The sequence below is a fragment of the Enterobacter cloacae complex sp. 2021EL-01169 genome, assembly GCF_020733125.1.
GTDB classification, from domain to species: domain Bacteria; phylum Pseudomonadota; class Gammaproteobacteria; order Enterobacterales; family Enterobacteriaceae; genus Enterobacter; species Enterobacter roggenkampii.
This window is the reverse complement of record NZ_JAJFTC010000005.1, coordinates 1-15,926: the sequence shown is the minus strand read 5'-3', so window position 1 is coordinate 15,926 and position 15,926 is coordinate 1. Positions and strand designations below refer to the sequence as shown.

At 48.4% G+C, this 15,926-nt stretch carries 15 protein-coding genes, 1 tRNA gene and 1 pseudogene; 6 read left to right on the top strand and 11 right to left on the bottom strand.

The genetic code is table 11. From position 1 onward, the window contains the following. Positions 1-54: 54 nt before the first annotated feature. Positions 55-130: transfer RNA gene (locus LLF79_RS14440), tRNA-Phe, on the top strand. Positions 131-325: 195 nt separating this feature from the next. Here LLF79_RS14440 and LLF79_RS14435 read toward each other — a convergent pair. From LLF79_RS14435 to ltrA, 4 genes are all read right to left on the bottom strand, one after another. Next, positions 326-1,357: a site-specific integrase gene (locus LLF79_RS14435; protein ID WP_004115409.1), complete on the bottom strand. Its 1,032-nt coding sequence runs from the start codon at positions 1,355-1,357 to the stop codon at positions 326-328. A 59-nt stretch (positions 1,358-1,416) separates the two neighbouring features. Then, complete coding sequence (locus LLF79_RS14430; RefSeq protein ID WP_004115412.1) at positions 1,417-3,036, bottom strand: TraI domain-containing protein; 1,620 nt, start codon at positions 3,034-3,036, stop codon at positions 1,417-1,419. 66 nt (positions 3,037-3,102) lie between these two features. Continuing rightward, positions 3,103-4,578, bottom strand: a complete 1,476-nt coding sequence (locus tag LLF79_RS14425) for a UvrD-helicase domain-containing protein (RefSeq protein ID WP_004115414.1) — start codon at positions 4,576-4,578, stop codon at positions 3,103-3,105. 160 nt (positions 4,579-4,738) lie between these two features. Then, a complete protein-coding gene (gene ltrA / locus LLF79_RS14420; protein WP_004115417.1) occupies positions 4,739-6,124 on the bottom strand; it encodes a group II intron reverse transcriptase/maturase in 1,386 nt (461 codons plus the stop codon). Between the two features lie 892 nt (positions 6,125-7,016). On the opposite strand from ltrA, the gene LLF79_RS27060 reads away from it, so the two are divergent. After that, a complete protein-coding gene (locus LLF79_RS27060) occupies positions 7,017-7,232 on the top strand; it encodes a hypothetical protein (protein ID WP_154941703.1) in 216 nt (71 codons plus the stop codon). 74 nt (positions 7,233-7,306) lie between these two features. Beyond that, a complete protein-coding gene (locus LLF79_RS14410; RefSeq protein ID WP_032742914.1) occupies positions 7,307-8,740 on the top strand; it encodes a DNA cytosine methyltransferase in 1,434 nt (477 codons plus the stop codon). A gap of 41 nt (positions 8,741-8,781) precedes the next feature. Here LLF79_RS14410 and LLF79_RS14405 read toward each other — a convergent pair whose 3' ends face one another. Both LLF79_RS14405 and LLF79_RS14400 read right to left on the bottom strand, forming a co-directional pair. Continuing rightward, entirely contained in the window at positions 8,782-9,981 is a 1,200-nt protein-coding gene (locus LLF79_RS14405; protein ID WP_025760317.1) for a type II restriction endonuclease, read from the bottom strand. A 135-nt stretch (positions 9,982-10,116) separates the two neighbouring features. Beyond that, positions 10,117-10,599, bottom strand: a complete 483-nt coding sequence (locus tag LLF79_RS14400) for a toll/interleukin-1 receptor domain-containing protein (protein WP_025760316.1) — start codon at positions 10,597-10,599, stop codon at positions 10,117-10,119. Between the two features lie 109 nt (positions 10,600-10,708). On the opposite strand from LLF79_RS14400, the gene LLF79_RS14395 reads away from it, so the two are divergent. After that, entirely contained in the window at positions 10,709-10,936 is a 228-nt protein-coding gene (locus LLF79_RS14395; protein ID WP_053287147.1) for a hypothetical protein, read from the top strand. Between the two features lie 16 nt (positions 10,937-10,952). Here the strand turns inward: LLF79_RS14395 and nucC are convergent, their stop codons facing one another. From nucC to LLF79_RS14375, 4 genes are all read right to left on the bottom strand, one after another. Further along, complete coding sequence (gene nucC / locus LLF79_RS14390; protein WP_053287146.1) at positions 10,953-11,678, bottom strand: CBASS effector endonuclease NucC; 726 nt, start codon at positions 11,676-11,678, stop codon at positions 10,953-10,955. A 90-nt stretch (positions 11,679-11,768) separates the two neighbouring features. Beyond that, positions 11,769-12,701 carry a CBASS phage resistance system CD-NTase-associated protein Cap6 gene (cap6, locus tag LLF79_RS14385; protein WP_032742913.1) on the bottom strand — a complete coding sequence of 311 codons (933 nt, stop codon included), beginning with the start codon at positions 12,699-12,701 and terminating at the stop codon, positions 11,769-11,771. Further along, complete coding sequence (gene cap7 / locus LLF79_RS14380; RefSeq protein ID WP_025760314.1) at positions 12,698-13,216, bottom strand: CBASS phage resistance system CD-NTase-associated protein Cap7; 519 nt, start codon at positions 13,214-13,216, stop codon at positions 12,698-12,700. The genes cap6 and cap7 overlap by 4 nt, the downstream gene beginning before the upstream one ends. Positions 13,217-13,223: 7 nt before the next feature. Next, the gene (locus LLF79_RS14375; protein WP_025760313.1) at positions 13,224-14,189 is read right to left on the bottom strand and encodes a CBASS oligonucleotide cyclase; all 966 of its coding nucleotides are present in this window, start codon (positions 14,187-14,189) and stop codon (positions 13,224-13,226) included. Between the two features lie 182 nt (positions 14,190-14,371). Between LLF79_RS14375 and LLF79_RS14370 the strand changes: the two genes are divergently transcribed. After that, positions 14,372-14,695, top strand: coding sequence for a helix-turn-helix domain-containing protein (locus tag LLF79_RS14370; protein ID WP_001515173.1), 324 nt, complete (start codon positions 14,372-14,374; stop codon positions 14,693-14,695). A gap of 2 nt (positions 14,696-14,697) precedes the next feature. Beyond that, positions 14,698-15,564 (top strand): ImmA/IrrE family metallo-endopeptidase, encoded by an 867-nt coding sequence (locus tag LLF79_RS14365; protein ID WP_025760312.1) that lies wholly within the window; start codon positions 14,698-14,700, stop codon positions 15,562-15,564. A 116-nt stretch (positions 15,565-15,680) separates the two neighbouring features. On the opposite strand, the pseudogene LLF79_RS14360 reads toward LLF79_RS14365, so the two are convergent. Then, positions 15,681-15,782, bottom strand: a pseudogene (locus LLF79_RS14360) (SAM-dependent DNA methyltransferase); the annotation flags it as partial. Positions 15,783-15,926 lie beyond the last annotated feature (144 nt).

Sequence of the window (15,926 nt, the reverse complement as noted above, 5' to 3'; positions counted from 1 at the left end):
AAACAACATTTTTCGTTGACGCCACCGGGCAGATCGGGTTTAATGCGCCCCGTTGCCCGGATAGCTCAGTCGGTAGAGCAGGGGATTGAAAATCCCCGTGTCCTTGGTTCGATTCCGAGTCCGGGCACCACTAATTTTGCATCAAAGCACGCTGGTTAAGAGATGAGAACCTTAACGGGCGGTTAATACAGGGGCCGGTCATTACGGAATGTCCTCCGGTGTAGGCGTATCTGCACTGGTTAACGTTTCTGAATCAGTCCCTCAAGTGAGGGAGCCTGTTCCAGCAGGCTCCCTTCTCTCGATCACTGGCAATAATCCCAGTCAATCAGTTTTGTGTCAATAGTTGTAATTCCCTTTCTACACAGAGATCTGTGTGCAGAGACAGTTCTTCTTCCAGTGTTTTTCCCACAATGTCCATCCTGAGCTCCACGTATTCCATTGTTGTACTGACACTACGATGACCCAGTAAATCTTTAACCAGTTGAAGATTCCTTTCGGGCGCTTTCATCAGTTCCGTGGCAAGAGTGTGTCTGAAACGGTGCGGTGAAACGGCAAAACCGCACTCCTTTGACAGGCGTCGAAAGAAAGAGCGGATCTTTTGATGCATCACACTCACATCATTTCTTTCAAACTTTGCCTTTCTTCCGGCAATGTAAAAACTGACATCGAAAAGGTTATCTTTTGGCCCGGCTCCAGCTTCTGTTGCCCGTGACAGGAGAAGCTGCAACCGCAAACGCAGCTGCCTGACAACGGGAACGCGCCATTCCCTGTGCGTTTTACTTCCTTCCAGGCGCAGGTCTATATAGCCCTCTGTCAGATTGACGTCCCTGAGCTGAACATGCAGCAGTTGATTTTGTCTCATTCCCGTATATCTGAGCGTATCCAGGACGGTTATCCAGAACCAGACCGGGTAAAGCGCACTCCGCCCGCCACGTCCGAAAATTCTCCTGTTGGATTCAATTTCAGCCTGCTGCATTATCAGATAAAGGCGGGTTAGCTGAGAGCGGGTTAACGTGCGCTTTTTCTTTCTGTCCCGCTGTACGGTGCAATTGTTGAAAGGATTTCTACCCTCAGGCAATAAACCACTTTCCATCGCATAGTTATAGAGGGCCCTGAGATGTGCAATTTTATTGTTCCAGGTCTGCGCCGATTGTTGCTTTTCTCTGAGTACATGTCGCCGCCATCTCAGTATTTCATGATGAGTAACCATTAATGGAGTTTTGCCTGCACCCATGAATTTCAGGAACCCCTTTACAACCTTCGTATAGCTCCATTCTGTTGCAGCACGCAGGTTTCGGGCGAAGAAGTACTCCTCAAGCAATTCTTCCCATGTCGTATGATGGTTTTTGTCAGACATACAGCATTTCCTTTTTCTATATCAAGCTGCCCTTAAGGGCCCCATGGACTGCCCCTCCTTCAAAGGAAAGACAGAAGCCCGCTGTCTTCAGGGGAAGACGCCCCTCTGAAAAGGTGTGTAGTCTTGACAAGATATCCACTTACAGGTCTAAACGTGCCTTCTTTACCGGGCGAATGGTACAGTTTTGCTTTAATAAAACGCTCTCCCCGGCGCACCCTGTGAATATGCAGCTTCTCAAATTCCTGCTGTAGGGAATCCCTGCTCAGCTCTGATCCGCTTTCTCTGATGTAAAGATAAAATATGTCCGGTACCCGGAGAAAGATGAACCCTGCAACTGCATGCGCTCTCGAATCAGGCTGATTAATATCGATTCGCTTGCTCTTGATCCCCTCAGAAAGCCACCTGAGAAATTCAGTGCCAGCCTGTTCTTTTTTCACTGTTTTTTGCATATCAATGTTAACAGAGTGTAATGGGATGTTATCCTCAGTATCAGGTTCGGGGAAAGAGTTTTCTGCTGCTGTCTGATTTATCTCATGCTTATCAGCTTCAGGGGATATTTCATTAAGGGGGGAAAATTCTGGCTCATTTTCTGCTCTGGCATTGACTGAAGAATCTTCATCACATGCTTCAGTCCCGGTCATATCAGGCACTGATATTGCACTGAAAAGGCTTAGCAGCATCTCTGTATCAGCCATTTCTGTTTCATTTGGATCACATTCCGTAATCTCGCCTGCCTTTTCATTGCTGACGAGATTGCCGTCATCAGCCATCGGCACCGGTGCAATAGAAGATGCAAGTAGAGTTCCCTGCAAATCTGCAATTTCTGGCAATGCCGTTTTAAGTTTTGCTTCTGATGAGGGTTGTAATTCGGTCTCTCGATCAGACGACGTTCGCGAAACTGAAAGGGCCGGCTCTGCGAGAGTATCAACTTTCTCATTTGCCCCTGATATCCCCAGCGAAGGCGATTCCACTTTTTCAGCGGCTTGCTTCATCAGGCCGCGTATCAATGGCATGCCCGGATGCTGATTCCAGAGTGCGCCGGCAAGGTTGCACAGTGCTTCGGGATTCTCTGCCAGCCAGCCCGTCGCCTCTGTCGGCATAAGTTGCCCGGCGGCAAGGGCAGCAAACGCTGATGCGTTCTCAGCCTCCCGGAACCGAAAACGGTAAGGTGAGTCCGGAATGGTCATTCCCGGAAGCCAGCTTTTACCGTCAAGCAACTCCCCCTCCAGAGTCGCAAGAAGAGGCAGGTGCCAGAACAGCGCCGACCAGAAAATCACCGCATTCCACATCACATTCTGTTCTGCCTGCTCTTCTGGTGCCGCGCCGGGTGGAAACATATACCCTTTTGCCAGCCTGACCGCACAGGTCGTGAACTGCAGCGTAAGATCGCCGAAGCCGTCTGACTGTGACCACCTTCCCTTCTGCGTGGCCGGCACATTCTGTACCCTGGCTAATAAACCATTAAGAGGCGCTAAATAGAGACGCTGATAGATGTCTGCGGGCAGAGAGCAGTTCTCCCATATCTGCTGCAGGCAGGTTTTTCGTAGCGGGCTGGCGCACAGCATACCGGCACCACGTGGGGCGTGGTAGCCGACAGGCGTGACTGTGGATATATGATGTACTGCTTCTGGTTCGCCTTTTGAAAACAGAGACCTCAGGGTCCGGATTCTGCTGAGCATGATGTTCTCCTGGTACAGGGCTGCTCAGTGTTATGATCCTCCCTGCGCCACACCATAAAAAACCAGTTATTCAGTCCCGGAAATTTCTCCCGTGTCGTCGGGCATAACGGCATCGTTCTCATCATCGCCCTCGCCGGCTTCGCTGAGCCAGCGCATCAGTTCGTTCAGAACGAGCGTCTTTCTTGCCCGGGTGACAGCCACGTACAACAGGTTAGTCTCATCCTGCCGCTCTTCCTGCGAAAGAAGCGGATCGGTAATGTCGGTGAAATCCTCACTCAGCATTACCACCGACCATTCGAGCCCCTTGCTACGGTGGGCGGTTGAAACCGTGACCTGAGCCTCTTTTTCATGACTGACGACCTGACGACGCATAATGGCCAGCTTTTGCGGAAGGGGGAAAAAGTCATCCAGCAGACGAATGGCCTGGTTCATCTCCACGTCCTGGGTGGCTTTGGCTATTGAGCAGTACTCATCAAAATCCCGGTAGTCCCGGCTGAGGCGCGGGGACTGCATCTTTTCAGGCATATCGGCGGAAAACCAGTACAGGTCTTCCAGCTCCTCCGTTTTGTAGCCTTCAATCCCCCCGACCCAGAAGACCTTTTTCTCCATAAGGCTCGCCGTCAGGGCACTGCCGATCACGCCGGACACCGTCCGGCTCAGTACAGTAATGTGCTCAGCCCCTGCAGGAAGGTCGCTGACGACAGCATCCTGCCCCCCGTTACCTGCCACGCGCTTTTCCTCTCCGGCACGTTCAAGCAGGATGTTGGCCACACGCGCCACCTCAGGGCCAAACCGAAAACTCGCTGTCAGCCACAACCGATCTGCCTGCGCCAGTTGCCGGGCATTGAGCGCGTTATCCGCCCCGCGAAACCGGTAAATCTGCTGGTAACGGTCGCCGACCAGGATAACCCGGCAGGGCTGATTCAGTACAAACGCACTGGTCACCGGATTGGCGTCCTGCGCCTCATCGAAGAGGATGGTGTCCCAGCGTTTTGACAGGTCAGGCTGAGAAAGCTGGAACATTTTGAGGTAGGTATCGTGTGTAACGGGAAAGACTGAATCAGTACGACTCATTTCATACCAGAGGATCTGGATTGCCCCCAGAATTTTACCTGCATCAAGACCGTGGCGATCATCCTCAGACGGCAGGTGTATCAGCCCTGGCTCGGGGTCTGCACTGCAGAGGAACATGTTCAGCCCGCTGAGTGCCAGTCTGGCCAGCGGCCAGTGGCGGGTGTTGAGCTTTCTGGCCACATCCGTAATGCGCAGACTGGCTGTCAGCCGGTCACGGAAATGCTTGCCGAACCGTGCCCATGCCAGCTGATGTGACGTTTTACACTCTACGTTATAGGGGAACCTGCGTTCAGCTTCATCCCGCACAGCGCGGTTGTAGGCAAGGTAAAGCATCCTGCTTTCCGGATTGGCTTCAGCGTAGCTAACTAACGTGGTGGTTTTTCCTGTGCCGGCAAAAGCGTTTACCACAAGATGAGTGCCCTTCCACTCAATGATGGCGTTTTGCTCGGCTGTGTTTTTCCAGGTCATGGGGCTCTCCGGCAGCTGCGTATAAGAAGTCAGACTGGCAGCGGGAGGCGTTAACTGCGATAAAAAACCAGATACCCTGCTTCAATCGAGTAGGAGGCGGGATCGCTCCCGCCGTCCTCTCACACCACCGTACGTGCGGTTCCGCATACGGCGGTTCATGTTAACGCTGGAACTGCCTGTGATGTTCCAGCAGTGATATTAAGCCCAGTCCTCTGAACCACGACCTCTTTATCGCCTGATTCATATGACTGGCTCCCGAGTTCCACCACGCTCCGTGACCGTTATAGGCTGAGAGCATCGCTCTGTCCCTCCCCAGTCCTGCCTTTTGCAGCATTCTGGCCCGGCTTCGCGGCCTCTTCCACTGCCGCCACATCTGGCAGCGCAGCTTCCGGTTGATCCAGCCGTCCAGCTCCTCCAGTATTCCCCTGACTTCCGTCAGTCTGAAGTAGCTTATCCACCCGCGCAGCAATGGCGTCAGTTCATCGATCGTCGCTTTGACTGAGCGGCTGCGGTTACCCGTCGTCAGGCTGCGGATTTTATCCTTCAGCCTCCCCACGCTTGCCGCCGCTATTTTCAGCCTCGTCTGTTTGTGCCACGTCACGCTGTATCCCAGGAACTTTCGCTCCCACGGACGCGCTACCGCGCTCTTCTGCTCATTGACCTTCAGCTTCAGTTTGCTCTCCACGAACTCCCTGACCGCTTCCAGTATCTGTTCGCCCGCTTTCCGGCTGCTCACATAGATATTGCAGTCGTCCGCGTAGCGGCAGAAGCTGTGTCCACGACGCTCCAGCTCTTTATCCAGTTCATCCAGCAGGATGTTTGACAGCAGCGGCGAGAGCGGGCCGCCCTGCGGCATTCCTTCGCGCCGCTTCTCTCTTTCACCGCCTTTGACCATTTCCGCCTTCAGGTAACGGCGGATCAGCCTCAGCAGCCGCCTGTCCCGTATCTTCCGGGCCAGGCGGGCCAGCAACAGCCGGTGATCCACACGGTCAAAGAACTTCTCCAGATCCATGTCCACCACCCATCGCTTTCCGCTGCGAACGTAGCGCTGTGCCTGTTGCACTGCCTGCCACGCGCTGCGGCCCGGCCTGAAGCCGTAGCTGGAGTCTGAGAAGTCTTTATCCACGATGGCGCTTAACCGCTGCGCTATCGCCTGCTGAATGAGCCGGTCCACCACCGTCGGGATGCCCAATGTCCTCACGCCACCGTCCGGCTTCGGGATGTCCATTCTGCGTATTGCCCGCGGCTGGTAGTTTCCGTCGATCAATGCCTGCCTGATGCCCGGCCAGTGTCGCTTCAGCCACGGCTTCAACTCCGCCACGCTCAGGTTATCTACCCCCGCCGCGCCTTTGTTTTCCACCACGCGCTGGTACGCCAGCATCAGGTTTTCCCTCGTTATCACCGCCTCCATCGTCAGCGGCTCCGCTTTCGTTTGCTCATCTGCCGCCGGTATGATTTCAGCACCCGCGCACAGCCCCGACGGATACCGTCCGTCTCCGCTGCCGCTGGCCGCAGTTGCCTGCGCTTGTGCCTCATTAATCATCATCGGGTTCAGATGTCCTAATCACGGTTAATCATGTTCAGCCCTTCATGCTGCCGGTTTTACAGCACTACTACGGCATCGGCTGACTTCTGCTGCCCCATCCCGCCCTCTCGCGGGGACGGTAGCACTCAGGCAGGACAGCAGACCTCCCGGGGTAATTCGCGCGACTTTCCTGCTTATACCTGTCGGCTTTACGTCACAGCGTTCCGTGTGAGTATCGGGCTTTGGTGATATTCGCCACCTTACCCCGCTGCGCCGCCTTAACCGCTTCCTGTTCGTCAGGCCAGCATTTTGCCTTCGGCTTCCTTCAGATTTCACCTCACGATGAACACCCTTGCCGTTCAGCTAACACTTCCCCTCACCGGGTGTGTGGAGGACTTTCACCTCGTAGTCGTTCCTTAGCCACCACGGCTAAGAGACAGCGCCAGTCACGGCGCTACGCGCCATGCCCGGCGCACGAAGTAAAAATCCACCTTCATAGAAGGTGGCTTTGATTGCACCCCATAGGGGTGTACTAAAAACCCTAAAAAGAAGTCTCTGCCAGTTCTGTTAGCTTTAAATCCAAAGACAATAAGGCAGAGCCAAAGCTTGTTGATGACCACGCCCACAGGACGTGGTTTTCAGTTAGCAATAAAAAACGCTCCCGGACGGGAGCGTGTGGATGTGATTATGCTGCCTGAAGTGCCGTGAACTCAGACGAACAGGCCAGCCGCCGAGATACTGCCAGAACTTGGACAGCTCAGCAGGAGGCAAATTGCTGCGCTGGTTGAGGTTGCCCCTTATGACAGAGACAGTGGTCGAATGAAAGGCCGTCGGGTTATCTGGGGTGGGAAGAGCTGGCCTTCGATCCATTTTGTTTATGGCTGTGCTTTCTGTTGTACGGTTCAATCCTAAAATGAAGCATTACTATCAGGGGCTACTTGAACGAGGCAAGGTAAAAAAAGTCGCACTCACAGCATGCATTCGAAAATTTATTACAATTCTCAATGCGATGGTGCGTGACTGGAAAATGTGGAGTGCTGAACTGCAGACCCCCGGTGTTGCAAAACAGATGTTTGTTTATGGTTCGATGGGGAGCCAAAAAAGCGAACAAATCTCAACCACTGGTTAAATATCCAGATAAATTTATTTTATCTGGGTCAAATGAGTGATATGGTGTCACCAATGAGACCCACTGGAGGTGCTATGTCTGAATTTGAATTGCTTGCGCAGGATCTCCTGCAGAAATCCGAAGAAGAAGAAAAACTGCAGCAAGAAAAAGACAAAGAGCTGATTGCAAAAGTTCTTGAAATTTATGATCAAAAATACGTGGCAGAACTGCTCAGGAAAGTAGGCAATAATGACTGGAGCAGGGAAACGATAAACCGGTGGATTAACGGAAAGTGTGGGCCAAAATCATTGACCTCTGCTGAGGAAATTCTACTCAGGAAAATGCTGCCAGAACCTCCGAAGCATCACCCTGACTACGCATTTCGTTTTATCGATTTATTCGCGGGCATCGGCGGTATTCGCAAAGGGTTCGAAGAAATTGGCGGTCATTGTGTTTTCACCAGTGAATGGAACAAAGAGGCTGTACGAACTTACAAGGCTAACTGGTTTAACGATGAGCTGGAACATAAATTTAACCTCGACATTCGTGAAGTCACTCTGAGTGACAGAGAAGACTTGTCGGAAACAGCTGCCTATAAGCATATTGACAAAGAAATTCCTGATCATGATGTGCTGTTGGCAGGATTCCCCTGCCAGCCTTTTAGCCTCGCAGGTGTCAGCAAAAAAAATTCATTAGGAAGAGCTCATGGGTTTGAATGTGAAGCTCAGGGGACGCTTTTCTTTGATGTTGCGCGTATTATTAAAGCCAAAAAACCGGCGATTTTCGTCCTTGAGAACGTTAAGAACCTGAAAAGTCACGATAAAGGAAAAACCTTTAAAGTTATCATGGAAACACTGGATGAGCTCGGTTACGAAGTTGCTGATGCCGGTGTCTCAGGTTCTGATGATCCTAAAATTATTGACGGGAAAAATTTCTTACCTCAGCACAGAGAGCGAATTGTATTAGTCGGTTTCCGCCGAGATCTTAAAATTCACGATGGATTTACCCTTCGCAACATTCATAAATTCTACCCACAAAATCGTCCAACATTTGGAGAGTTACTGGATCCTGCAGTTGACAGTAAATATATTTTGACTCCGAAACTCTGGGAATACCTGTATAACTATGCCAAGAAACATGCCGCGAAAGGCAATGGTTTTGGGTTCGGACTCGTTGATCCTACGAATGTGAATAGTGTGGCCAGAACTCTCTCTGCACGCTACCACAAAGATGGCTCTGAAATACTGATTGACAGAGGTTGGGATAAAGCGAAAGGGGAATTAGATTTCCGCGACGAAGAAAACCAAAGCCGGCGGCCACGAAGGTTGACGCCTCATGAATGTGCCCGCCTAATGGGGTTTGAAAAAGTCGGTGGCAAACCGTTCAGGATCCCTGTTTCTGATACCCAGTCTTATCGTCAGTTTGGGAACTCTGTCGTTGTTCCTGTATTTGAAGCTGTTGCCAGATTGCTTGAACCTTACATTGGTAAAGCTGTTGCTGTGCGTACAAACAAAGCAAAAACCAAATAATGAAAGGCCTCAGGTGCCGTGCCTGAGGCCTTCTTTCGTCTTTATGCAGCGTAGATGCCGATCAGCCTGGCAATAAAATGTCCCAGAGTCATCAATTCTGGACGAACAGCTTCAGGGTATTTTTTGTGCAGGGAAGAGGGAACAACCAGTGTGACCCGTTCTTGCTGCATTTCTTTAAATTGCGCCAATGACACTCCTTCCTGAAGCGTAAAGAGATGGATGTTTTGTATCCTGTCTGCTTCATTCAACACTTGTCTCCACCGATCCTTGCATGTCGTTTTTACCGCAAGCATATGGAGTTTTTCGTCCGGAAATGCTTTGTCATGGTATGCATCAGAAGATGGAAAAAGGAAGTCTGGTTTTTTATTCCCTTCAGTCACGGACTGTGTCGCGAACTGAGTAAGACCATGTTCAAGGAAAAGTTGTTCAAGATGTAGCTCCAGTGATTTCCCTGCCCGGGATTTTCTGCGGTTACTGACTGAATTAGCCAGCGCGATAAAGTCATCAACCGAGTTAAATCCCTTCTTAATGATATCAAGGACATGCATTTCCTCTACAAGGAGGAAAATATCATATTCTACACGCCTGCGATCGATGAGTTGCTCGTCTGGGTCTGCACAGCCCTTTGAAAAGTAGTCCGCAGCGTATTTAATTATTTCGGAGCCAGATGGGAATGCGGTCTCCCAGGGCTCTGGAATTTTGTATTTCTTCCGGGTTGTTTTTGGCTGAAGAGCTAATCCCCCTAAAATTTCTTTTGCGGGACCAAACCTCAGCGCGCCAGGGATAATTTCGCCAAGAATGGATTCGACAATGTCCTCTTCGTCAGGATTTTTGCAAACCCACACATCAACGTTCTTACTGTCACTTCCGGGCTCGTGCTCAAAGGCCAGAATGGACAATCCACCTGTGTTTTCAGGATCCTGAAGCGGACTCCCTGGCCCCCAGCGCGTTATACGCTTTTCATTTCGGGTTTTACCGAAAAAGCTGCCGTTATAATAAATCGCGCGAGCTTCACTATCACTGCAAACATGCGAGGAATAGGTTGCATTGAGGAAAACCGAGGGGTTTTGTTCCTTAGTGTTATCTATCGAGGGAAACAGCTCTGCAACAATACCTGAAGGAATATACAGTCCGACCTGATGACCGCCTGTTGCACCAGTATCATTTGCTGACAAGCGTTTGATGTACAGGAAATAATTGCCCGTTGCCTTACTCAGTAACCATTCCTGAAAACCTGACATATGCATCCTTACCTGAGGACAAATCGTTCTGTTGTTCAATAGATTGCTATTTTAACTACGCTCGCCGGAGCAGTATCTGTCCATGCGAGCATATCGATATCAAAGCATGCGTTCCTGCGGGGATTAATGTCAACGCTAGATTGTTACCAGCTCCGCTAGTTTGCTGGCAATATTGGCCATTGAATCTTCAGCTGTGCTCAAACCGCTGCGCGAACCAAGTAACGGACTGACTTCGCGAAGATCTTCATATGTTGTGTTATGAACGATAGGGACAAGAAGGTCTCGTGCCAGAAGGGCCGATAGCTCTTTATCCGCAATCCCTTCTCCTGCGAGCCGTTTTAGTAGCGCAGGGGTCACCAGAACAATCCCTACGCGTGATTTTGCCAATCCTTCATCGATTTCGCGCAGCAATGTTGCACCAAGTAAAACATCTTTTTCGCTAAACCAGACTGAGACCCCGTTCATCTCAAGCTGGTCATGAAGCTCTTTGGCTGCGTCCTTGCGATCGTCCCAGGCATGGCACAGAAAAACATCTCGTAAATCAGGGACAGAGGCCCGCCTCTCAACGTTTTCACGGGCTGGCGTGTGAGTGCGCACTTCCGCAGGGGTATAAATCACAGATGATCCCGCCCGTGACCAACGTGGTCTGGTGCTACTGGAGCTGCCTCCACCGCCGCTGCTATATCCGTTAGAACTACCACTTGGCGAGGAATAAGAGAGCACTTCATTGATTCAGAACTACTATCCAGATATTGCAGATGAAATCAGGAGGATAGCAGATAATATTCCCCGGCGTTCTCGGGCAGCATTACGTGAAAAGTTAAAGGATGCAAATGCCAAAAACAAAGTTTTACAGGATGAGATCCAACAACTTCAGCTTCGAATATCAAAACAGGCAACCATCAATGAAATGCTGAATTACAATCTAAAAAATAAACCTTCTCGAAATAAATAAAAAAACAAACCAGTACTCAGTTAGCTAACCATTTTCCATAGGCATCAATGTCAATCATTGGCACAGTGCCACTAAATTGAAGCTGTGCAATAAGCCTGAAAAGAAAAGCAGTAGCTGGCTTATTTCCTGGTTCAAAATTGAATTTTCCATCAATGTTATTGAAGTAAAAATGCCCATGTGATGCAACACAGCCCATATCAAGTCGTCCATCTGATAAATCCCCATTGAGAGCTTTGTCGAACGCCCCCCCCAATGCAGGACTCCAGTCACTTTCAAAAGTAAGTAACCCTCCCAAAATTGGAATGAGTGGTTTTGCTGGATATGTCCCGCCAGCATGTGGAATTGGAAGGCTGGTACGATGAAGTCTGCGGACACTTGCAACTTTTCGCTGTGCATAAGCAACAAGCTCTGCTGACGCTGATTGCTTCGCTTCAAAAACCGCATAGACACTTTCTGCTGGAACAATTATTTGATCATTAAATTTAAAAATAAATGGTGAGTACTGCCTGTCAAAAACGACCACATCAATCTGATCACTAAAATTACCCAAACTATCAACTACAAAAGCATTAGCTGCCTGGTAGCGTTTGGGAAGATATGTATCGAGCATTTCAATCCATACTCCTTCACTGGCATCCCCTTTAGCCCCTGGATGATGGAAAGCTTTACGTGCAGTTCCCAGTCGAAGTTGAATATCTTCATGTAACGAAGCAAATAGTTGAGAAAGTGACCAATCTGACATAATAGATTCCTTTATTCAGTAATACTCATACGTTGCATAAGTATGTATGGCCCATAATACTATTTTTGGGCATTTATCTTTACTATATTATTAGCGGTCAATAAATGCAGGTGTTGGTGTCATTTTATTGACTACCTGCAGTGCTGAATGGACTGACACTGCGCTATATGGGTAGGCCGTAAGAATTATTGATGGTATTAGCCGCTGGGTAATATCTGAGAAAGTAAATCCCGGCGAATTCGTGTCCCTTGGACCGGTTAACCTGACTAATTCTTCTATCGCCGTAGAATTTAATCCCAACCCCGTAAGTTTTGAATGCAATAAATAGTGTCGTTGTTCATCATTTGGCCTGGAAAAAGTTAAAACTTCAGCAGCACGACGCTGGACGGCCGGATCGAGAGCTTTCAGCCGGTTAGTACACATAAGAACTGCCGCTGGTAGTTTCTGATTGGCGATCCGGTCTATTCCGCGAATAAAAGCGTTTACACCAGCACGATCCTCATGGTGCATCTGAGCATTTTCCCGGGATTGAGCCAATGCATCAGCTTCATCAATCAACAGCAAAACCGCACCACGAGCTTTTCCATTCGTGTTTTTTAATTTATCTGCGGCCTCAATGGTGTAATCAAATGCAGCTGAAACCAGCTGAGTCATTTCGCCAACTCTACCCTGCCCTCGAGTAGCAAGGCTCAAAGGATACAACGTAATATCAATATCTTCCTGCCGGGCAACAGCATCACCAATGGTTTCCGCCAGTTCTGTTTTACCTGAGCCCACGTCCCCAGCCAATACAACTAAAGGTGGCCGTCTGAGTACTGTATCAACAGCCGCACGAGCATCTGGATGATATTTTTTGGCCCATTCCTGAATCCCATAAGGATTTACAAGCAAGCCTAATATTTTTGATAATCGATCTTTGTGTTCATCAAGACCAACTAAACGAGCCAGACGCTCCTGAGGCTCAAAATCAGGGAAGTTAATACGCCGCTCAAACAATTCATCAAGTGATGGTTTTACGTTCATACAAAATTCCTTACGCTAGTGCGAGTGAGGGAGCGACCACCGGCCGAGTAAGTCTTATCATTTTCGAGGTAGCCATTAATCCCTGGAGACTGGGCACCTACCCGTTTGAATGGTAGATCTTTCAAAGCAGTATCTTTTTCCGATTGAGTAGCATTCAGATATTTCGAGCTATAAGTCATAAAACTGTAGAAGGATGCACCCGATACATCTTTTCCTTGGCGGATTTTTCCGGGATCGTCATCTGTTCCTGAACCAAGCAAGTCGCCTGCGGTATATCGAAGGGTCGGCTCGATCCAGTTATTATTTTTCTGAAAACCATAAGAGACCTCACCCAAATATCCAGCCTTAAGAATCACAACCAATTCTTCTTCGTATGCTTCAATGTCGGCATCACTGGGGTAACCATAAAAACGCTGCATCCGCCGCAAGTCAGTTGCAACTTTAGCGGCCATGTGACGAGCGTGGGTTACGCTGAAAGTTTGTGTCTCTGCTACCGTATAACTATAAGAAGACATAATGATTTCACCCCTGGAATGAAGAACCGAAAACTTTCTGCCAATAGGTTATGGTTAATTGCTTGGTTGGTGCATAGAATGCAGCATCGATAGCGTCACCGGCATCCATTGCAGCGTCAATAATGGCGTCCACATTAGACTGCGTATATAAACGAGCAACATTATTAACAGGATTAACGGGATCGATAATTTGCACTAAGTCTGACAACTTGCCTATTTTTGACGCAGGATAATTATCCTCGAAGACAATACGTTCACGTAATTCAGTGCTCACCAGATAGGTAAAAAATGTCTGTAAAGCTTCCGGATAATTCGAAAAATCCACGCCATTATCAAGTAATTTTGCAAGAATCAATTCAATCATGAAAGATTTAAAGCGAAAATTCGGTCGCTCTTGCTTCATCAAACGAGCCCAATATTTAGCTAAACGAACAACCTGAGCAAAATGCTTCGGGGCAGCACGCTTACGGGCCTTGATGAAATCAAGGTGCAGAGGAATGCTGGTTTCAAGGAGTGAGCCATCTTCCTGGCTTATCAAATGACCTCGCCAGTCAGGTAACCCCGAATACAATACAGGGACAATATCGACATCTAAGCCAGAGCCCCGGAAGGAAACCGTTACTGAGTATGTCTGGGGCTTAACCTGATCAGGACTAAAGTTGGGAAATGCTTTACGCAATCTATCAGCAAGATAGTCAAGTAACTCACGTAAATCCTGTGGTGCATCAGATCCACTGATATACACAGCCACATCGATATCGTTTAACGAACGAAGAGCAGTTCCTTTAGCCAGACTACCTGATGGAATCATTCGCTTTAATGAAAAGTCTGGATGATCAGAAAGATACCCTTCCAGTTTGTTCTGTAATCGCTTGGCCTGTTCCCTGAATTCATCAGCCTTTACTTTTGGAAGATTTACCTTATCTTCGGCAAATCGCGCTATAGTTTTATGGTCGACATGTTCTGTTGACATCTCATCCTCACTAGAAGTCTTCACTCTATCCAAGCCGGACGACATGTCATGTTCATTTTCGTCGGCCACAAAGTTCGGTATAGCGAACTTTTTATAAGAATGAGTGCATTTTTCATACTTGTCAAACTTTTTGTTCGGAATAGTGGTACAATGATGAAAGAGATGAAAGAGGAGATATAACAATGGCAACCCGTCTTGGCGAAAAACTGCGCGATTTGCGTAAACAGCGTGGATTAACACTGGAAAAACTCGCTGACATGGCTGGACTCAGTAAAAGCTATCTATGGGAACTGGAAAATCGCGAGTCTCAACGTCCTTCGGCAGAAAAGCTAACTGCCCTGGCAGATGCACTGGGAGTTGGGACTAGTTTCTTTTTAGAAGATGATCTTCGAGAACCAGAAGAAAGACATCTTGATGATGCTTTCTTTCGTGGCTATAAAAATCTTGAACCTGAAGCGAAAGCACAGTTAAGAAAAATATTGGACACCTTTAAAAAGGACTTCTAGTTATGCAAGAACAAGAGATATGGACGCCTCAAAAAGCAGCTATTCGGCTAACAAAAATTTGCGATACTTTCAGTGAGATTCACGGCACAGAACGATTTCCTGTTAATGTTGAGGAATTGTCTCTGGAGGCGGCAGAGTTGTTCAAATGGGCTGACCCTATAGTAAAAATAGAACCCGTTGACATCAAAGGATTTGATGGTGCATTAATGGCCAATGAATCTCGCAGCCGTTGGATGCTACTTTACAATAACGGTTTAACATCCCCTGGTAGAATTCGATTCACTCAGGCACATGAACTGGGACATTACATACTTCATCGTCTAATTCGTGATGAGTTCAGATGTAGCAGTGATGATATGTTATCCTGGGAAGATAAAAATATTGAATCAGAAGCAGATTTATTTGCTTCTTATTTACTGATGCCATTCAATGACTTCCGAAAACAGTTGACGCCAGACGTTGATATTGACGTATTAAGTCAGTATGCGATTCGTTATGGAGTATCGCTGACAGCAGCTGCATTAAAATGGCTTGAATGCACTGAAGAAAATGCCGTATTCATTTTATCTCGTGACGGGTACATGAAATGGGCCTTTTCCAGTCCCGCAGCTCGCCATAACGGAGCCTTCTTTCGCACACAACGCAATGTGGTAAGTATTCCAGAAGGATCGATTGCTGCAAACCAGAACATTTCAATGGAAAGAGCAGGAATGAAGATCCCTGCATCAATTTGGTTCCCTCATGCAGATAAAGACGCTTCAGTGCGTGAAATGAAAATACATTCAGAACAGTATGAATATGTCATCACCCTTCTAATCCTTTCCCGAAAAACAACTGTATGGCCTCCTTTTCATGGGGAAGATGAGTAAAGATCTTTTTCATATAAAGTGGTGTGCATGTTTAGCAAGCAAAAATAACTAATTGAAAAAAACATAACCAATTGATATCACTAAACTTAATAAGACATAACAGTTAACATGGGTCCATAAGGGGTGAAAAACTGCCCCCGGTATTTGTCACCCAGCTCCAGCTGCATAAAGACGCGGCCAAGAAAGTCCCCTGGCGCGTCACCCAGCCCGTTAACAAGGGGTTCGCTTGGAAAACGAATCTATGGTCACTCCCGTTTTTGCAACACCGATTTTGACGACAAGTTGGCTTGCTTGAATCTATCCGGCGTCTGAATGGGATTTTATTCCCGCGCCTTGATGAGTTCCGCGCCTGATGAACCTCC

Bases quoted from the DNA above. Each gene is read 5' to 3' on its own strand.
- cap6 (WP_032742913.1), bottom strand. From the start codon at position 12,701: ATGAACGTAAAACCATCACTTGATGAATTGTTTGAGCGGCGTATTAAC.
- LLF79_RS27060 (WP_154941703.1), top strand. From the start codon at position 7,017: ATGAAGCATTACTATCAGGGGCTACTTGAACGAGGCAAGGTAAAAAAA.
- LLF79_RS14370 (WP_001515173.1), top strand. From the start codon at position 14,372: ATGGCAACCCGTCTTGGCGAAAAACTGCGCGATTTGCGTAAACAGCGT.
- LLF79_RS14365 (WP_025760312.1), top strand. From the start codon at position 14,698: ATGCAAGAACAAGAGATATGGACGCCTCAAAAAGCAGCTATTCGGCTA.
- LLF79_RS14410 (WP_032742914.1), top strand. From the start codon at position 7,307: ATGTCTGAATTTGAATTGCTTGCGCAGGATCTCCTGCAGAAATCCGAA.
- LLF79_RS14375 (WP_025760313.1), bottom strand. From the start codon at position 14,189: ATGTCAACAGAACATGTCGACCATAAAACTATAGCGCGATTTGCCGAA.
- nucC (WP_053287146.1), bottom strand. From the start codon at position 11,678: ATGTCAGATTGGTCACTTTCTCAACTATTTGCTTCGTTACATGAAGAT.
- LLF79_RS14430 (WP_004115412.1), bottom strand. From the start codon at position 3,036: ATGCTCAGCAGAATCCGGACCCTGAGGTCTCTGTTTTCAAAAGGCGAA.
- LLF79_RS14405 (WP_025760317.1), bottom strand. From the start codon at position 9,981: ATGTCAGGTTTTCAGGAATGGTTACTGAGTAAGGCAACGGGCAATTAT.
- cap7 (WP_025760314.1), bottom strand. From the start codon at position 13,216: ATGTCTTCTTATAGTTATACGGTAGCAGAGACACAAACTTTCAGCGTA.
- LLF79_RS14435 (WP_004115409.1), bottom strand. From the start codon at position 1,357: ATGTCTGACAAAAACCATCATACGACATGGGAAGAATTGCTTGAGGAG.
- ltrA (WP_004115417.1), bottom strand. From the start codon at position 6,124: ATGATGATTAATGAGGCACAAGCGCAGGCAACTGCGGCCAGCGGCAGC.
- LLF79_RS14425 (WP_004115414.1), bottom strand. From the start codon at position 4,578: ATGACCTGGAAAAACACAGCCGAGCAAAACGCCATCATTGAGTGGAAG.